We start from the raw sequence: 17021 nt of genomic DNA, 5'->3' as shown, positions 1-17021 counted from the left end.
GGGATAACTTAGAGCAGAAATAAAACTGATGATTAAGTATCACTCGATGAAAGTAAACTGGCTTGTGGTTGAGGAATAAATTTTTATGAAAGCGATGATTCTCGCGGCTGGTAAGGGTACTCGCGTGCGTCCAATTACTTATACAATTCCCAAACCGATGATTCCCATCCTGCAAAAGCCAGTGATGGAGTTTTTGCTGGAACTGTTACGCCGACATGGATTTGACCAAATTATGGTCAACGTTAGTCATTTGGCTGAGGAAATAGAAAACTATTTCCGTGACGGTCAACGGTTTGGGGTACAGATTGCTTATTCCTTTGAAGGGAAAATTGATGACAACGGTAAACTAGAGGGAGAAGCAATTGGTTCAGCTGGAGGGATGCGGCGCATCCAAGACTTCTCACCGTTTTTTGATGATACCTTTGTGGTTTTGTGCGGTGATGCTTTAATTGACCTAGATTTAACTGCGGCGGTTAAATGGCATAAATCCAAAGGAGCGATCGCGACTATTATTACAAAATCTGTCCCCAAGGAAGAAGTTTCTAGCTACGGTGTAGTTGTCACTGACGAAGAGGGGCGTGTCAAAGCTTTCCAAGAAAAACCTTCAACTGAAGAAGCCCTCAGCACCAATATCAACACAGGTATTTACATCTTTGAGCCAGAAGTTTTTAACTATATCCCCTCTGATGTGGAATATGACATTGGGAGCCAATTGTTTCCCAAATTGGTAGAAATCCAAGCTCCCTTTTACGCCATTCCGATGGACTTTGAATGGGTAGATATTGGTAAAGTCCCAGACTACTGGCGGGCGATTCGCGGTGTGCTGCTAGGTGAAATCAAAAATGTGCAAATCCCCGGTCATGAAGTCGCCCCCGGCATCTACACTGGCTTAAATGTCGCCGTAAATTGGGACAAAGTTGATATCACAGGCCCAGTTTACATTGGTGGTATGACGAGAATCGAAGACGGAGCTAAAATTGTCGGTCCGGCGATGATTGGCCCAAATTGTTGGATATGTAGTGGTGCAACAGTAGATAACAGCGTAATTTTTGAATGGTCGCGCCTGGGTCCAGGAGTCCGGTTAGTCGATAAGCTAGTATTTGGTCGTTATTGCGTAGATAAAACTGGCGCTGCGATCGATGTTCAAGCCGCAGCTTTAGACTGGCTAATTACGGATGCCCGTCAGACAGTGCCATTACATACCCCTGTTGAGCAACAAGCGATAGAGGAATTATTGGGGACAAATGTAAATTAGGGAATGGGTATTGGGGACTGGGTATTTGGTATTGGGAAGAAATTTCCTATCAAGTCCCCAGTATTCTTCTTATACTCTGTCCTAGTCCCTAGTTCCCAATCCCCAATCCCCAATCCCCAATCCTAACTATTTAAGTACGTATATCTTCTGAGACTCTGCTCGTAGGTTTGCAGCAGTCGTTGAGATTCTGCTAGGGTGATGCGCTTTTCTTCTAATGCTTTCTCGCAACGCTGGCGAATGTTTTCAACCATGTCTTCGGAGTCATACTGCACATAGCTCACTACTTCGCTCATGGTGTCACCTTTGACAACGTGTTCAATCTGGTAGCCTTTGGGCGTTAATTGGATGTGAACGGCATTAGTGTCGCCAAATAAGTTGTGTAAATTGCCCATGATTTCTTGGTAAGCTCCATTCAAGAACATCCCCAAATAATAAGGTTCTCCAGGCTTGTAGGTGTGCAACTCTAAAACCGATTTGACATCGCGCAGGTCAATAAAGCGGTCGATTTTACCATCACTATCACAGGTTAGGTCTGCTAAAATTCCCCGTCGGGTTGGTTCTTCATCCAAGCGGTGAATTGGCATAATCGGAAATAGCTGATCGATCGCCCAGCAATCTGGTGCCGATTGGAACACTGACATATTCACGTAATAGATGGAAGCCATGATTTTTTCTAGGTCTTCCAGTTCATCGGGTACGTATTCTTGCTGTCTAGTGATGGTCAGAATTTTCTGACAACAAGCCCAGTAGAGGCGTTCGGCTTTGGCTCGTTCTCTGAGGCGTAAAATTCCTAAGTTGAAACGGCTGATGGCTTCTTCCTTGAATTGGGCAGCGTCGTGGAACAATTCTTGATAATTCTCTTGGTTGATGGATTGGTAGCTTTCCCAAAGATAATTAATAATTGGGGATTCTCCCTCTTGCGGAGGTTCTGGTGGATCGAGGGGGACATCGCTAGTACTAAGAACGTCGAAAATCAACAGCGACTGATGGGAAGCAAGCGCTCGTCCACTTTCACTAATCAGTGTTGGTACGGGAATCTGCCGCTCTGCACAGGTATCTTTTAACTCTGCTACGATGTCGTTGGCATAGTTCTGCATGTTGTAATTTTTAGATGCATAGAAGTTGGTTTGGGAACCGTCATAATCTACGCCCAAGCCACCACCTACATCAAGGTATTTCATATCCGCCCCCAGCATCGACAATTCTACATAAATGCGGCTGGCTTCTTGGATGGCATCTTTAATCACATTGATGGCAGATATCTGTGAGCCGATGTGGAAGTGCATCAACTGCAAAGAATCGAGGAGGTTAGCTTCGCGTAACTTGTCAACAGCATCGATGACTTCCGGCATTGTCAAACCAAATTTAGCGCGATCGCCACTGGAGGCTCCCCAACGTCCCATACCTTGGGTACTGAGTTTAGCACGAACTCCTAAAATTGGCTTAATACCTAACTGGCGATTGGCATCAATCACCAAATCAACCTCTTCAATCTGTTCTAAGACGATGATTGGTGTTTGCCCTAGTCTTTGGGCTAACATTGCCGTTTCGATGTATTCTCGGTCTTTGTAGCCGTTGCAAACGAGTAATGCTCCTGGTGTATCCAATACAGCCAGAGCAATCATTAATTCTGGTTTAGAACCGGCTTCTAAACCAAATTGATGGGGTTTGCCAAATTTGACTAAATCCTCAATCAAATGCCGCTCTTGATTGCACTTGACGGGGAAGACACCACGGTAGACACCAGGGTAATTGTAGCGAGCGATCGCTTTGGCAAAACAAGCGTTCAATCGCTCAATCCGGTCTTCCAAAATATCCGAAAAGCGAATCAACATGGGAAGTCCCAAGTTGCGCTGTTTCATGGCGTTGACCAATTCAAACAAGTCAAGAGATCCCCCGCGATCGCCCTTGGGTGCCACGGTAACGTGACCAGCAGCGCTAATGGAAAAATAAGGTTGTCCCCATCCTTCAATGCGGTATAAGGCTTCGCTATCCTCAATTTTCCAGGGGCGAGGTAAATCTCCTGTGGTAGGAGTAGGTGGTAGAAGTTTTTTCTGTTTATGATGTTTCACTTCAGATTTTTGTCCATTGGACGGTAGTACCACCTCTTCAGATGTAGCAGTTGACTCAACACCCATTTGTTCCTAACCTCTGTTTTTCACCCACGAGTTAACAATTTAGCGCATTCATTTGGCAACGTATATGCACCTAAAGATAATTTCTGAGATAAACTCTGATTGGTCAAGAGTCGGATGTCATTAGTCATTTGTCATTGGTCATTAGGGACTGACAAATAAAAAAACATCCCAAATTTTCTTGTGGGATGGGTGTCCCCACCCGTCCCAGATTTAGAGCGCTCATGTTGCCCACCCCACAAGATGGATAATTTATTTCTTGTCAGTCCCTTAGTGGAAAACCCTTGGACTCAAGACAGAGAATGACAAAGGACAAAGGACAATTGACCAGATAAAAAATTCATTAAGTTTTTGGAGATAGCTTTGGAACGTACATTCTTAGCAATTAAGCCAGATGGAGTACAACGGGGATTAGTGGGGGAAATTATCCGTCGCTTTGAAACTAAAGGTTTTACCCTAGTTGGTTTAAAGTTCTTGAAAGTCAGTCGGGAATTGGCCGAACAACACTATGGGGTTCACCGGGAACGTCCATTTTTTGGTGGTCTAGTAGAATTTATCACTTCTAGCCCAGTGGTGGCGATGGTATGGGAAGGTGATGGTGTCATTGCATCTGCCAGAAAGATTATTGGTGCAACAAACCCCTTAACAGCAGAGCCAGGAACGATTCGCGGCGATTTTGGTCTGAATATTGGTCGCAACTTAATCCACGGTTCTGATGCTCCAGAAACCGCGCAACAGGAAATAGCCCTATGGTTTAAGGATGAAGAATTGGTAAGTTGGCAACCACACTTAACGCCTTGGTTGCACGAGTAAAACATTAGGGAGTGGGGAGTGGGGAGTTAAAAATTAATAACTAACGTCGTCTGCAACTTTTAGTCAAACCTAACCCCCTAGTCCCCTTCCCTATGAGGGAAGGGGGAAAAATCAAAGCCTCTCTCCTTTTAGGAGAGAGGTTTGGAGAGAGGTCAGAATATTAAGTTACACATTGCGTTAACTAATAACTCCTCACTTCTCACTTCGAGACTTCACTCTTTTCCGGTTCTACTTGGGGTAATTCAGTGCTAACACGTTTGGAAAATCCCCAGCCTAAAATTAGGAAGATGGCAGGAATCATGATCCATTCTGGTGGAACTAGATCATCGTTCACCACTTTTAACAACAACCGCAAGCCCACCAAGGCTACAGTTACATAACCTGCATCTTCTAGGTTTTCAAATTCGTCTAGCCAACGGATAAACAATCCCGCCATGAATCGCAGCGTAATAATACCAACTGTTGCACCCGTCAGCACCAGCCATTTTTCTTGAGAAACTGCGATCGCAGTTGTCACGCTATCCAAAGAAAATGCCAAATCTGTAAATGCAATCACGGGTATAGCTTGTAACAACGAACTAAAACGCGGCTCGTGATGGCGATCGTCTTCACTTTGTTGAGATGTAAAGTGTTGGAATACCAACCACAACAGGTAAGCAGCACCCAATAATTCAAATTGCCAGAATTGTTGTACCCAGGTGGCAGTTAAAATCAGGGTGATTCGCAGCACGTAGGCAACGACCAAACCAAAGTTGAGGGCCTTACGCTCAAGTTCTTTGTCTTCAAGCCCTTGAGCGATCGCAGCCAGAGCAATCGCGTTGTCGGCAGATAACACCGCCTCTAAAAATATCAGGATCAGCAGAACTATCGGGGCTTCAACGCTGAAATGAAAGTTGAGGTTATCAAAAATTTGGTCTAGCATTCCGGGTTTCTCAAGCAGAAAAAATTAAAATTTGACAGAAACAGAGATTTTCATGTTAAAAAGCGCAATAAATTGCTACTCCAAGGGACTGACAAATAAAAAAATACTCAACTACTTCTTGTGGGGTGGGCGTCTCGCCCGCCCTTGTATATGGGCGCTCATGTTGCCCACCCCACAAGATTGGGTATTTAGGCGATTTACAGGAATAAATATACCGCCGCCGTTGGTTTCGACTTCGCTCAACCAACTGAGAGATCGAGAGTTGAGCGAAGTCGAAACTCGCCAACACAGGTATTTTCTTTCTCGGAAATCACCTTATTTGTTGGAAGTCCTAATTCACTCTAACAATTTGTGGTGCATTTTGAAGAAGGTTCAATGGGTGCGATCGCAGTGCGAGTGGGGTAATTGGCGTATAAGTCAATACAGCCAAGGTTTTAAGATTTAGTGAGTGCGATCGCAATGGGCTGCTGTCCATACGCATCTAAAATTAGAAGATGAGAACAAAAATATGGTAATAGCTTATGAATATTTCCTTAACGACCGAGCTTGAGCAGTTCATTCAAAGTCAGGTTGCAAGCGGGAAGTACAACTCAAATGAGGAAGTGATTCTTGCAGGTATTAAGCTGTTGGAGGAACGGGAACGTATTTACAAGGGTCGGTTTGAGGAACTGCAAAGAGAAATTGCGATCGGGGTTGAGCAACTCGATCGCGGAGAACGACTCGACGGTAGAGAAGTAATCGAGCAACTGCGTCAAAAAAACCAAGCTTTGAGAAAGACTCAGGGGCAATAATGAGTTTATATTTTCTATCGCCTCAAGCTACCCAAGACTTACAAGAAATTAACGATTACCTGTTTGCTGGAAATCCAGATATCGCAGATAGATTTCTCACAATCATCACTCAAAAGTTTGATATATTAGCACAGTTTGCCAGTATGGGACGTAGACGGGATGAGCTTTTACCTGCGTTGCGTAGCTTTCCAGTTGATGATTATTTGATATTTTATCGCCCAATTGCAGAGGGGATTGAAGTTGTACGGATAGTGAGTGGCTATCGTGATTTAGAGACGCTGTTTTTAGATGATGATTTAAGTTAATAATTTTCACTCTATTAAAAAACAAATCTTCTTACAGTAGGCTTTAGCTTCCCGTTCTAGATATTCAATTTCTCCTTTCCACCGCTCAAGCCTGTTTTCTCGGTCTTGTAATTGAGATGTTGTAGGGTTTCTGGAAGGGTGGGTATGTGGATTAGGCAAAATTCCATTATTTGCAAGCCAGATGCGGGAAAATACCTGCCAAAGAAAGACATGATCGTGCTTATCGCCACCTAGACAGCGAATACGTTTGACTGAAAGTGTTGATTCACCAAAAAGGATTTGCTGATTTTTGGAATTTTTAGGAAACAGACGCGTCTCACCACCTCTTCCACGAAAGAATTCGACTACAAACCACTCACCAAAATCAAATATACAGACTTCTGTCGGGTCGCTACCATCATCCTCTAACAGATCAACATCATTTTGGATTTGATACCCTATGGCAATTTGTGATGTCTTGGGTAACAAGATGCGAAGCCGTTCAAAGCGGTTACTGTAACTAGCCCAAAAGTCCCTGCGACTACATAGCCGATTTGCCTCGAAGTCTGGTAAATCGAGCTTGTTCAATATTAGATTTACTAACTTTTGGAAATCACCATAATTAATACCTCCAATCCACTCTCTAAGTCTTTGCCTTGCTGGATCTGAAAGTTTATACCAATTTTCACCATTTCTATAGTTGTGTTTCAACCAATCAATCAGTACAGGATGATTGCTTGCTATATCATTGGAAACATTAGTTAGCAAATAATTAACAGCTTTTATTTGCTGACTCTCTGACATTTCATCCAAACAACTTAACAGCCATCTAACTTGCTGCTGATTTGGAGAGCGAATTGTAGTAAAATAGGGGATTATCTCTTCTATAAATTTGCTGAATAATGGAATCCAAATAGGTAAATCTTCTTTGATTATGTTTAGTAATTCAGTTCGATTAACACGCTGTTCACAAGCAATTTTTGCTAATTCTATACCTGCTTGTGTACTGCGAAATGCCCGAATAATTTGAAATGGTAGCAGGTGACTAACTGAATTAGCAAAGATATCAAAAGATTCAGCTAAAGACTGTGCTAACACCTGTTCTTGCCAATCACCATAATAAAGAGCTAAACGCCACAATAGCTGATGTTGCAACCATGAGTTAGAAATTGCTACCTTCCAAATGGCTGCTGATATTTTCCTGGATCGGTCAAGATTTTGCTGATCCCACTGTGCTTTAGCATAGATGCAGTAAATCCAGTCCAACTTACTTAGTTGATCGGCTTTACCCTGTTCAATAGCTTCCAATACTTTATCAACACTTGGTATTGATATTGTTGCATCTGGTAAGTTACTTGCAATTTTAATAAGTTGATTAGGACTACACTGGGGAGTTTCAGGTAGGGAAGGAATGGAAAACTGAGAATTCAATGTTTTAGCTCCTTTCAAGAGAGGTTTTGACGATATCTTTTTTTAACTCATCACTACGAAACTGAAAGCGGAAAACTACCTTGCGATCGCCTGGATTATCACGTTTCTTGTCAGATTCGATTTCTCCACGCCCAGCAGCTAATATTTTCTGGCTTAAAGGTGCTTTGGTAGGGAAATTCATATCATAAAAAATGTAGTTATAAACTGATGCTGATCGCAACAAACTTAGTTGTAGATTGGTTTTTTCGTCTCCATCGGAGCTAGTGTGACCTTCTATAACTACGCGGCTAATTTCCTTATCAAATTCTGGTTTTGAGAAAATAACACCACTGTAAACAGGAACAAATCGGCGTAGAAAGGCTTTCCCTTCTGGTTTAAGTTCTGTACTTCCCTTGGCAAAAAGAATTGATTCTTGGATACTGATATCACCAGTTTCTGGGTTGACTTTAACATTGATATTGTTACTTTTCATCTGTCCCACAACATTACCAATTACTACCCGTTTTGGTGCATCCTTTTGTGCAAGCTGGAGTAGTGTAGTGATAAATAGCAACGCAAAAAACATGAGTAAACTAGACATCATATCAGCAATAGACAGATAGATACTAGAGTCATCATCCTCTATAATCTCTGCATCAATTTCACCTCTGATAAAATTATCCATGATTGCTTCCACCATTAACAAATTGGCGGTTATCATGTGCAGCAGCCAGCACTTCTGCTGTCTGTAGTAAACGTCCGCAAACTCTAGACATAGAAGTATCTGCTTGCTGGAAAAAGTTTAACTGTGAGTCAACAGTCCTTTGCATAGAAACTTCAAGATGACCCTGCCAAGACTGAAGGCTATTGTCAAATTTTTCATTCAAATTTCTGTATGACTTGTCAACTATGTTCACTTGCTTGGCAATATCAGTAGTAAGATTTGCTAGTTGTATTAGTCGTTGTGAATCGTTTAATCCAGCCGCAATAACTAATCTGTTAATTTGTTCGACAGACCTCTGAATTGTAGTCATACTTCCGTCTACTTCTTGAGTCAAGATACTACGTCTTTCAAATTCCTCTCTGAAGACTTGATCAAGATTGTTCACAACCCCAGATAATCCTTCTTGTTGTCTGCCTAGTGTCCCCTCAAGTAAGTTGTTTTGTTCTTGAAAAAACATCTGTAAATTCGTTTGATATTCTTCCCTAAATCTTGTCAAATCTTCCTCTACTGTTTGGCGGGTAGCTGTGAGTGTTGTGTCGATATTTCCTAAAGTAGCCAGAAGATTATCCTTCGCACCATTCATCAATCCAGAGGCTTGATCACCCACTGTTTTTAGAGTATTAGTTTGCTGATGAAAAGTTCTATTTGCTTCGGTGAGAATATGAATAATTCCAGTCCGAGTAGCTTGAAGCGTCTCCTGTTCTACTATTGCGCGTTCTTGTAGTGCTGTTTGCAGTTCCTCTCGGATTCCTCGGAAGGTAGCAGCAGCTTGCACTGCACTTGCTTCAAAAGCACTTCGTTGGGCTGTCATTCCTTCGATACTTTGAGCTACACCTCGATTAATTTCGTGAGATGTTTGTTGTATAACTCCCGTAGTTTCAGTTTGGAATTGACTCAAAGTTTGCCCCATATTGTTAGCAAATCCTTGAAGCATCTGCTGTTCTACTGCTGCACGTTCTTGAAGTGCTGTTTGCAGTTCCTCTCGAATGCCTCGGAAAGTAGCAGCAGCTTGCACTGCACTTGCTTCAAAAGCACTTCGCTGAGCTGTCATTCCCTGGATACTCTGATCTACAGCTCGATTAATTTCGTCGGCTGTTTGTTGTAAAACACCTTTTGTATCTGTTTGGAATTGATTGAGAGTGTATCCCAGGTGGTTAGCGAATACTTTGAGTTCTACCAAAGTTTCTTTTTGAAAGTTCTGAATTGTCAGGATGGAACTTGCCAAACTTTGAGATATACCACCCAATTCTCTATGCAGAGTCAGCACAGCTTCAGAAGCTTGTTGGGTTAACTCTGCACTTTTATCTAGTCGATCTGCAATCGGTTCGAGTACTTGAACTCGCATATCCTTAATGAGTTCTTCTAAAACTCTCTGTCCCTGATTTTCTTGGAGTTCCCGGAGGTGTTTCTGCTCTTTGAAAATGGCTTCTAAAGCTGGAAATATCTGCTGACGCACAGCTAGACCAATAGCTTGGGCTGATAATTGATTTAACCCGTCGAACTGTTCTGCTATACTGTTACCCACAGATTTACCAATGGCTTCAGCACTCAGTTGATTTAACCCGGCGAACTGTTCTGTTATACTCTTACCTACAGATTTACCAATGGCTTCAGCACTCAGTTGGTTTAACCCTGACAAACTATTTCCTACACGGATAAATGCCTCAACTAGATCACCATTGTTATTGTCTGTTGTTTTTAAAGTTGCGATCGCCTTCAATTTCTGACGCAAACTATCACGCCGTTTCTGCCGTAGCGAATCACACCCAAACAAAACTAGAGTAAACAAGCTACCAGAACCAAGCCCCATCATGGAAGTAGAAAAAGCTGTTTTCATTCCCACCAGTAGCTCTTTACTAGCAGTTATCAGTTCTTTGGTATCTTCTGTAGATAAATTGATTCCTTGGAGTCCCTGTTGTATACCATAAAAGGTTCCTAAAAGACCAATGGCAGTACACAAGGTTGTCACGAAGCGTAGGGAACTACGAGGTATTGGGTGAGCTAAGACAGATGGATACTTTATAAATATGAAATTACTATCTTGTTGTCTGAATTTATTAGAGTCATCAGTTCCTAAATGCTCTTTTAACCAGGGGTGAACTTTGTTTGAAAGCTTGACATTTTTCCCCTTTTTAAAATTATTCAAAAATTTAATCGCGGCTTCAGTTGTGCCACACTCTGAGAGCCAATACTGCAATAACGTACAAAACTCGACAATGATTGCGACTACCAACACAAAAGCAACTGCCCAATGAAAAGGTTCGTTATGCCAAACAATGTTCCAAACTTTTGCTATTTCCACGTTGCACCCCTCTTGTTTATCTTGGTTATATGTTTTTGAATTGCTTTAATTCTTTATCGGTAAGAACTTCTTCAGCTATCCGTATTGGGAGATGTTCTGCATACAGGCGGTTTCCTATAGGTTCCCGGAGGCATAAGCTGTAAAGTGGCTCACCTTCTGATTTTTTATCCTCAATTAAATAAACCTGTTTTGGTGCATAGCTTCGCAATAAACGCACCTGCAAACAGGTTTTTAAATCCTGCGAAGAAGTAGATAGCGGTGAATCTTGTCCAAATAATTCACGAGCTACTTTCCAAGCGTGGTTAACTGCCACAATCTCGTTAACCAATTTCTCCACAGAGGGATACAAAAGTTCCGCAGATTCATTAATCAATGCTTTTGACCTACTTACCTGAGATTTAATAGGTCTATAGTTCCCAAAATCGAAACTTATTTAACTTTTTTGCTAAAGTTATATTGATAAAAGTAATTTTTGATGTCAGACTGCTCTTTGGGTGTTGAAAAAGTATAGAGGGTGTTACCGCCTTACAGCACTTCCGGCGGCTATGAGGTACATCCTCAAAGCTGAAATCTATGATAGGAGAGGGGCAAGACGAAAATCGTATTGCATAATAGCCGGAAGCACTGTAGCGTAATGCACCGAAAACCTGAAATGGTGCGTTACGGAAGCCGTAACACACCCTACTGGCGTGACAAGACTAAATGTGTCCATTAAGAAAAAAGCAGAAAGCGTTGATTTATCTCAATTTTCTCAAAAATCTATTGCACTATTTTAGCCTTGCCACACCACTAAAACTGAAAGTTAGGTTTACGCTGTCAGCGAAAACTTTTAATGTTATTAACCAAAGTTTTAACGTGAGTAACAATTGCTTCAACATTTATAAGAAAATATTTAATGTTTGCAACAAATGCTTAAACGTTTTTTATACATGGTTTAACGTGGGTAACAACTGCTTCAACATTCATAAGAAAATATTTAACCTTTGCAACAAATGCTTAAACGTTTCTTATAAATGCTTGAACGCGAGTAACAATTGCTTCAGCATCTATAAGAAAATATTTAACCTTTGCAACAAATGCTCAAACTATCTTATGAATCCTTCAACGTGAAGAATAAATGTAAATAGCCTCGACCTCAAGAGAAGGGTCGGCTATAAATATTGGGACTGACAAATAAAAAAACATCCCAAATTTTCTTGTGGAATGGGTGTCCCCACCCGTCCCAGATTTAGGGCGGGCAGGATGCCCACCCCACAAAATGGATAATTTATTTCTTGTCAGTCCCATTAAACATCGACCAAATTTATATATGCGTTATCCAGAACCCTTGTAGAGACGTAGCAGTGCTACGTCTCTTTTTCACCAGATATCTATTTATTTACTGGTAGGTGGCTTTAGGGATAATTGTAAATTAATTTGTGAAAATTGCGTAAATTGTGAATCAGCCTCTGATAAATATATAGGCTTGACTTTACGGACTAAAGTGCCTAGCTCATCTGCTATTAACATGAGGATGAGTTGAACTTGTTATTTCATTATTTATACCTGTAGTTTCTATCATCAAAAATCTTATTCGTAGGAATTAATCATGATTTCAATGGATGAATCACCCCTGCCTAATATTATTGGTTTTCTAGCATTAGCTAGTTATATAGCCACATTACTTCCCACAATTCTCAGAATTGTTTTTCCTCAGACAAAAGAGACTGGTATTCCCCAATGGCTGCTAAAACGCCGCCGGGTTATTGGTCTTATAGCTTTCTTTTTGGCTTTAGGTCATGGTTTCCTAATGGTTCAAAAGAGAAATTTTGATTTTTTTGACATCAAAACATTTTGGATATATATCCAGGGTGTAAGCACTTTCATTATTTTTACACTCCTCTCTATAACTTCTAATAATTGGAGTATAAAAAAGCTGAAAAAGAACTGGAAGCAATTACATAAGCTCACTTATGTAGCTATGGTTGTTTTGATTTGGCATATCTGGGATAAAATGTCGGGTCATTGGACGTATTTAACACCAATTAGCCTTGCTGCTATTACCATCATCACAGTTTTATTTGTGATCCGACTTTGGATTGAATACCAGAGTAAGCAACAAAAAAATGCAGCTAACGTAGCTAAAGCAGATTTAGTCGGAAAAGGCGTTAGATAGTTTCATTAGTACAACATAGCAGAAGTAACTAATTAGTTAAAAAAGCTAAAACAAGCTTTATTTTCTTCTGCCTTCTCATATTATTTGCCGCCCAAATTATGTAAATTGAGAGTCGCTCTATAGTGTCAAAGATAATTGTTAATAAAATTACAGTATTACTGGCAATTACATCTACAGTAACCTTGGCTGGGTTTGGCTCTTATCGTTTACTATTACCATCCCAGACAGTCACAGCTGGGGTTATGGCCTTGCCAATTATTCAACCTGATCAAACTCTCAAAGGACATTCAACCTGGATTTATGCGATCGCTATCAGTCCAGATGGTAATACTTTAGCTAGTGGTAGCTATGATGGCACGATCAAGATTTGGAATCTGCATACTGGCAAATTACTCCACAGCTTTAAAGGTCATGCTGATGCAGTTGTATCCTTAGCCATTAGCCCCGATCAGCGTGTACTTGTTAGTGGCAGCTGGGATAATCGAATTAAACTGTGGAATCTGGAAACAGGAAGTCTTATAGCTACCCTTGATGGACATAAAGACGATGTAGAAGCGATCGCTATAAGTCCCAATGGAAAATTGCTTGCTAGTAGCAGTGCTGATAATACCATTAAACTCTGGAATCTAGAAACAGGCAAAGAACTCTTGACGCTCCCGGATGTAGGCTGGGTAAAGTCTGTTGCTTTTAGCCCCGATAGTCAGAAGTTAGCAAGCGGTGGTAGAGATAACTCCATCAGAATTTGGCAGCTAAACACTGGTAATCCGATACTTATACAGACTCTCACAGGTCATTCCCAAGCAGTATGTTCTATTGCCTTCAGTCCTGATGGGCAAACTCTTGCCAGTGGTAGTATGGATAAAACCATCAAGCTGTGGCGAGTGAGCGATCGCAAATTGTTGCACACTTTAGCAGGGCATTCTCATGCCGTCTGGTCTGTTGCTTTTAGTCCTAATGGACAGACCTTAGCCAGTGGTAGTTATGACACAACAATCAAACTCTGGGATTTAGCTACTGGTAAAGAGTTTGCCAACTTTGCAGGACATACCAAATCTGTATGGTCTGTGGCCTTCAGTCCTAATGGGAAAACCCTAGTAAGTGGCAGTGGTGACGAAACCATCAAACTTTGGTCTGTACCTCGTGATACCACTAAAGTTTCCAGGCTGGACTTCAAGAAAAACTCGTCTAAGAGGTTGTTTGAAAAGTCCTCTTCTCGGTAAAAAAACGTTTAGATCCCCCTAAATCTCCCTTAAAAAGGGGGACTTTAGCCAGAACCCTTGTAGAGACGTAGCAGTGCTACGTCTCTTTTTCTATTGTAATTATTCTTACATATTTTACTAATTATTAATTCCTTTGAGACTTTAGCAAAATATTGGCATCAGTAGTTGAAATTTTTATCTAATTAGAGATTCTACTAAGTTTTAAATTGTCAAACATCTATTACAAATGGATATTTGACAATTTAGCAGATATTGAATTGGCATAATTTTGACATTTTTAATAATATTTTTTCAATGTTTTACCTTCTACTTTTCATCCATTTATTGGGTAACTGTTTCTCATAGTACTGAAAGTAACTGTTTTTTTTTAGTTCCCATGTTACTTCTAGATCAACTGCTTCACTTCAAGTGAAACCACAAAAATGAATCTCAACTCGCAGACTTTTAGCTCAACCCGTAAACCTAAAAATTTTAATAATCCAGAGCGTTTTATTGAGGGATGGTATTGGGTAATACCCTCTCAAAATCTACGGGTGGGTGAAGTAAAACCTGTCACGATTTTGGGTAGAGAATTAGTGATTTACCGTGGTAAAGACAAAAGAGTAGTTACCTTTGATGCCTACTGTCCACACATGGGCGCTCATCTTGCTGAAGGCAAAGTTGAGGGTAATGCACTACGTTGTTTTTTCCATCACTGGAAGTTTGATGCTGAAGGGATGTGTATTGATATCCCATGTTTAGATACAACCCTCTCTGTGAAGTTACAAACTTGGCCAACTGCTGAAAAGTACGGGATGATTTGGGTTTGGACTGGAGAAATACCACAACAACCTCTACCTTTTGTTCCAGAGTTGGAACAAAAAGAGTGCGATGTGGCCATCCATTCTCACTTTGTGATGAACTGTCACCCCAATGTGGTGATGATTAATGCGATTGATGCTCAACACCTCAATACAGTTCACAAACTCCCAATAGAAGTTGTTTTTGAAAGACTGGAACTGAACGAAAATGCTATTATCTTCAACAACATTACACCCATCAAAGAAAATTCATTTTTCATTAAGCTCATCCGTCTTTTCTACAAAAATACCATAACTTACAGTATTTGCTATTGGTACGGTAGCCTTGAGATTATGACAGTTGGACTTGATTTCTTCCATGTCCATATCATGTTTGCAGTTCGCCTCCATGAAGAGGGAAAAACTGAGGGTCAAATCCTGTTGATAACTAAAAAACGTAAAGGATTTTTTGGTTGGTTATGTAATCGAATTGTGCTATGGCTAACTAAGATTGCAGGTAAGTTTTTTCTCATGGGTGATATCAAGGTTGTCCAAACAATTAAGTTTGATTTGAAAACTCCCATGAAAGCAGATCAGTCAATAATCCAATTTATTAACCATCTTGAAAAACAGCAATCCCTAATGTGGGGGACTTGGCAAGAAGCGCGATCGCGCGATGTAGAGAACAAGCCCAAGCGCGAGAGATGGGAAGATACAATGAGTAATGACTAATATCAGGAGTCAGAATTCAGGAGTCACGAGTAGAAAAAGTCTTTATATCTGGCTTTCAGAATAAAGCATTTTACTTCATTTAGTTGCAAATTGCTGTCATAACTAAATAAAAGTTAAAAGTTCAACGAAATTACTTTTAACTTTTTATTTATTTTTTAGTAGGCTACCAGATCAATAAAAAGAAGTGGCAAAGCCACTTCCTAATTCCCAGGTAGAACCTAAGTCATGAGTATAACGACTACAAAAATTTGAAATAGTATAAACAAACACCAATTAACTGAATATCTCTATTTTTATTGTTTTCTGGGTGGAAAAATCTTGATTTCCATACGCCAAATAACTGTATATTTAGATAAATATTATGATTGCAATGCAGACTCAATTTTATCCAGTTCATCGCTGAGATATGCCAGTTTTGCCTCTTCATCAAGAAGCTGCTGTTCTAATTGAAACTTGACTGCCGTACCAGCCTCAATAGCTACAGCTTTTTTCATCTGCTTAAACTTCTCGCTACGGATGTCAAATTCTGCCTGAAGTGCGTCTAGTTTTTGTTGCGATCGCCGTCGTTGTCCAGCAGTTAAACTAGTAGCAGGCGGACTAGTTTCAATAGTTGCTGCTTCACCAGATAAAAATTTACTTCCACCAGCGTAATAGCAAAGGGGAAAATTATCGCCCAAATCCAGCACTTTATTTACAAACGGGTGCTGCGGCCCTGATGCTCTTTTTGGCACTTGGTCAAACAAGTAAACTAAAATATCAAGAATACGTGCATATCCATCCTTATTCACGGCTGCTTTACCTTGCAAGGCTTCCACCAAGCAATCTGTAAAAGCACTATAGGGTTGACCCGTGTAAGAATATTCGTCTTCTCGCGAAGAAGCAACCACAACTCGACCGCTTCCTGTTCCTAGCACATTTAACAGTTCCGGCGGTAAGGGTGATTTTACAAAGGTTTCCCCTGGTTCCTTCAAAGCTGGAACCCCACTTGCATGACAGCAATCTAATAAAACTACGAGTTTACGCGCTGTAATTGCTTCAATCTTTTGGGTAAATTCTCCACCTGAGATGGCTGTGTCTGCGCGTTGACTGGGGTCATAACCGAATGGTACAAGGAAGTATTCATTGGTGCGCTGGATGCGTCCACCGTGACCAGAGTAGTAAATGATCACAGTTGCATCAGGATTTTGATTAACCTGGGCGATGATTTGGTCAAAAGCTGCGAGGATATTTTGCCGAGTTGCAGAGGTTTCGGTTAGCAGTGTGACTTGCTCTGGTGGATAGGCAGCGCGATCGCTATCAATCAGTATATCTCCTATAGCCGTTGCATCTTTGACTGTGACTGGTAAATCAGCACCTACGCCAATAAGTAATGCATAACCGTTGGTAAAAGTTTGGTTTGTCATGCCTTATCTTCAAATTTTATTGCAGTGTTTTGTCATTAGATGTGACTAATTCAGTAACATCAAAATAAGCTAAATTTTTTTAAACTCTGCAAATTA

At 40.8% G+C, this 17021-nt stretch carries 15 protein-coding genes; 7 read left to right on the top strand and 8 right to left on the bottom strand.

The genetic code is table 11. The features are described 5' to 3' along the window. Positions 1–85: 85 nt before the first annotated feature. Positions 86–1255 (top strand): NDP-sugar synthase, encoded by a 1170-nt coding sequence (locus V7K50_RS06515; protein ID WP_334958302.1) that lies wholly within the window; start codon positions 86–88, stop codon positions 1253–1255. 122 nt (positions 1256–1377) lie between these two features. On the opposite strand, the gene speA is transcribed toward V7K50_RS06515, so the two are convergent. Then, a complete protein-coding gene (gene speA / locus V7K50_RS06510) occupies positions 1378–3393 on the bottom strand; it encodes a biosynthetic arginine decarboxylase (protein ID WP_334958300.1) in 2016 nt (671 codons plus the stop codon). 360 nt (positions 3394–3753) lie between these two features. Here speA and ndk point away from each other — a divergent pair, with 360 nt between their 5' ends. Next, positions 3754–4203 (top strand): nucleoside-diphosphate kinase, encoded by a 450-nt coding sequence (gene ndk, locus V7K50_RS06505; protein WP_179064967.1) that lies wholly within the window; start codon positions 3754–3756, stop codon positions 4201–4203. A gap of 199 nt (positions 4204–4402) precedes the next feature. Here ndk and V7K50_RS06500 read toward each other — a convergent pair whose 3' ends face one another. Then, the gene (locus V7K50_RS06500; RefSeq protein WP_334958298.1) at positions 4403–5125 is read right to left on the bottom strand and encodes a TerC family protein; all 723 of its coding nucleotides are present in this window, start codon (positions 5123–5125) and stop codon (positions 4403–4405) included. A gap of 331 nt (positions 5126–5456) precedes the next feature. Then, on the bottom strand, positions 5457–5600 hold the full coding sequence (locus V7K50_RS06495; protein WP_334958296.1) for a hypothetical protein: 144 nt from the start codon (positions 5598–5600) through the stop codon (positions 5457–5459). A 46-nt stretch (positions 5601–5646) separates the two neighbouring features. Between V7K50_RS06495 and V7K50_RS06490 the strand changes: the two genes are divergently transcribed. Continuing rightward, the gene (locus V7K50_RS06490) at positions 5647–5916 is read left to right on the top strand and encodes a type II toxin-antitoxin system ParD family antitoxin (protein ID WP_334958294.1); all 270 of its coding nucleotides are present in this window, start codon (positions 5647–5649) and stop codon (positions 5914–5916) included. After that, a complete protein-coding gene (locus V7K50_RS06485; RefSeq protein ID WP_334958292.1) occupies positions 5916–6221 on the top strand; it encodes a type II toxin-antitoxin system RelE/ParE family toxin in 306 nt (101 codons plus the stop codon). The genes V7K50_RS06490 and V7K50_RS06485 overlap by 1 nt, the downstream gene beginning before the upstream one ends. A gap of 6 nt (positions 6222–6227) precedes the next feature. Here V7K50_RS06485 and V7K50_RS06480 read toward each other — a convergent pair whose 3' ends face one another. From V7K50_RS06480 to V7K50_RS06465, 4 genes are read right to left on the bottom strand one after another with little or no spacing between them, the layout of a single operon-like run. Continuing rightward, on the bottom strand, positions 6228–7631 hold the full coding sequence (locus tag V7K50_RS06480; RefSeq protein WP_334958290.1) for an EH signature domain-containing protein: 1404 nt from the start codon (positions 7629–7631) through the stop codon (positions 6228–6230). A 4-nt stretch (positions 7632–7635) separates the two neighbouring features. Beyond that, a complete protein-coding gene (locus tag V7K50_RS06475; RefSeq protein WP_334958289.1) occupies positions 7636–8295 on the bottom strand; it encodes an OmpA/MotB family protein in 660 nt (219 codons plus the stop codon). Further along, the gene (locus tag V7K50_RS06470) at positions 8288–10636 is read right to left on the bottom strand and encodes a hypothetical protein (protein ID WP_334958287.1); all 2349 of its coding nucleotides are present in this window, start codon (positions 10634–10636) and stop codon (positions 8288–8290) included. The genes V7K50_RS06475 and V7K50_RS06470 overlap by 8 nt, the downstream gene beginning before the upstream one ends. Positions 10637–10661: 25 nt before the next feature. Next, entirely contained in the window at positions 10662–11009 is a 348-nt protein-coding gene (locus tag V7K50_RS06465) for a hypothetical protein (RefSeq protein WP_334958285.1), read from the bottom strand. A gap of 1215 nt (positions 11010–12224) precedes the next feature. Here V7K50_RS06465 and V7K50_RS06460 point away from each other — a divergent pair. From V7K50_RS06460 to V7K50_RS06450, 3 genes are all read left to right on the top strand, one after another. Continuing rightward, positions 12225–12791, top strand: a complete 567-nt coding sequence (locus tag V7K50_RS06460) for a ferric reductase-like transmembrane domain-containing protein (protein WP_334958283.1) — start codon at positions 12225–12227, stop codon at positions 12789–12791. A gap of 122 nt (positions 12792–12913) precedes the next feature. Then, on the top strand, positions 12914–14011 hold the full coding sequence (locus V7K50_RS06455) for a WD40 repeat domain-containing protein (protein ID WP_334958281.1): 1098 nt from the start codon (positions 12914–12916) through the stop codon (positions 14009–14011). A 422-nt stretch (positions 14012–14433) separates the two neighbouring features. Beyond that, the gene (locus tag V7K50_RS06450; protein ID WP_334958279.1) at positions 14434–15522 is read left to right on the top strand and encodes an aromatic ring-hydroxylating dioxygenase subunit alpha; all 1089 of its coding nucleotides are present in this window, start codon (positions 14434–14436) and stop codon (positions 15520–15522) included. Between the two features lie 359 nt (positions 15523–15881). Here V7K50_RS06450 and V7K50_RS06445 read toward each other — a convergent pair whose 3' ends face one another. After that, a complete protein-coding gene (locus V7K50_RS06445; protein WP_334958277.1) occupies positions 15882–16925 on the bottom strand; it encodes a caspase family protein in 1044 nt (347 codons plus the stop codon). Positions 16926–17021: the final 96 nt, after the last annotated feature.

The sequence above is a fragment of the Nostoc sp. genome (assembly GCF_036917135.1).
GTDB lineage: Bacteria > Cyanobacteriota > Cyanobacteriia > Cyanobacteriales > Nostocaceae > Nostoc.
Note: the sequence above shows the minus strand (reverse complement) of the source record. Positions and strands in the feature narration are given on the sequence as shown.

Coding starts and splice junctions, on each gene's coding strand:
- V7K50_RS06460 (WP_334958283.1), top strand. CDS start 12,225: ATGATTTCAATGGATGAATCACCCCTGCCTAATATTATTGGTTTTCTA.
- V7K50_RS06490 (WP_334958294.1), top strand. CDS start 5,647: ATGAATATTTCCTTAACGACCGAGCTTGAGCAGTTCATTCAAAGTCAG.
- V7K50_RS06445 (WP_334958277.1), bottom strand. CDS start 16,925: ATGACAAACCAAACTTTTACCAACGGTTATGCATTACTTATTGGCGTA.
- V7K50_RS06475 (WP_334958289.1), bottom strand. CDS start 8,295: ATGGATAATTTTATCAGAGGTGAAATTGATGCAGAGATTATAGAGGAT.
- V7K50_RS06495 (WP_334958296.1), bottom strand. CDS start 5,600: ATGGACAGCAGCCCATTGCGATCGCACTCACTAAATCTTAAAACCTTG.
- V7K50_RS06450 (WP_334958279.1), top strand. CDS start 14,434: ATGAATCTCAACTCGCAGACTTTTAGCTCAACCCGTAAACCTAAAAAT.
- V7K50_RS06500 (WP_334958298.1), bottom strand. CDS start 5,125: ATGCTAGACCAAATTTTTGATAACCTCAACTTTCATTTCAGCGTTGAA.
- V7K50_RS06515 (WP_334958302.1), top strand. CDS start 86: ATGAAAGCGATGATTCTCGCGGCTGGTAAGGGTACTCGCGTGCGTCCA.
- speA (WP_334958300.1), bottom strand. CDS start 3,393: ATGGGTGTTGAGTCAACTGCTACATCTGAAGAGGTGGTACTACCGTCC.
- V7K50_RS06485 (WP_334958292.1), top strand. CDS start 5,916: ATGAGTTTATATTTTCTATCGCCTCAAGCTACCCAAGACTTACAAGAA.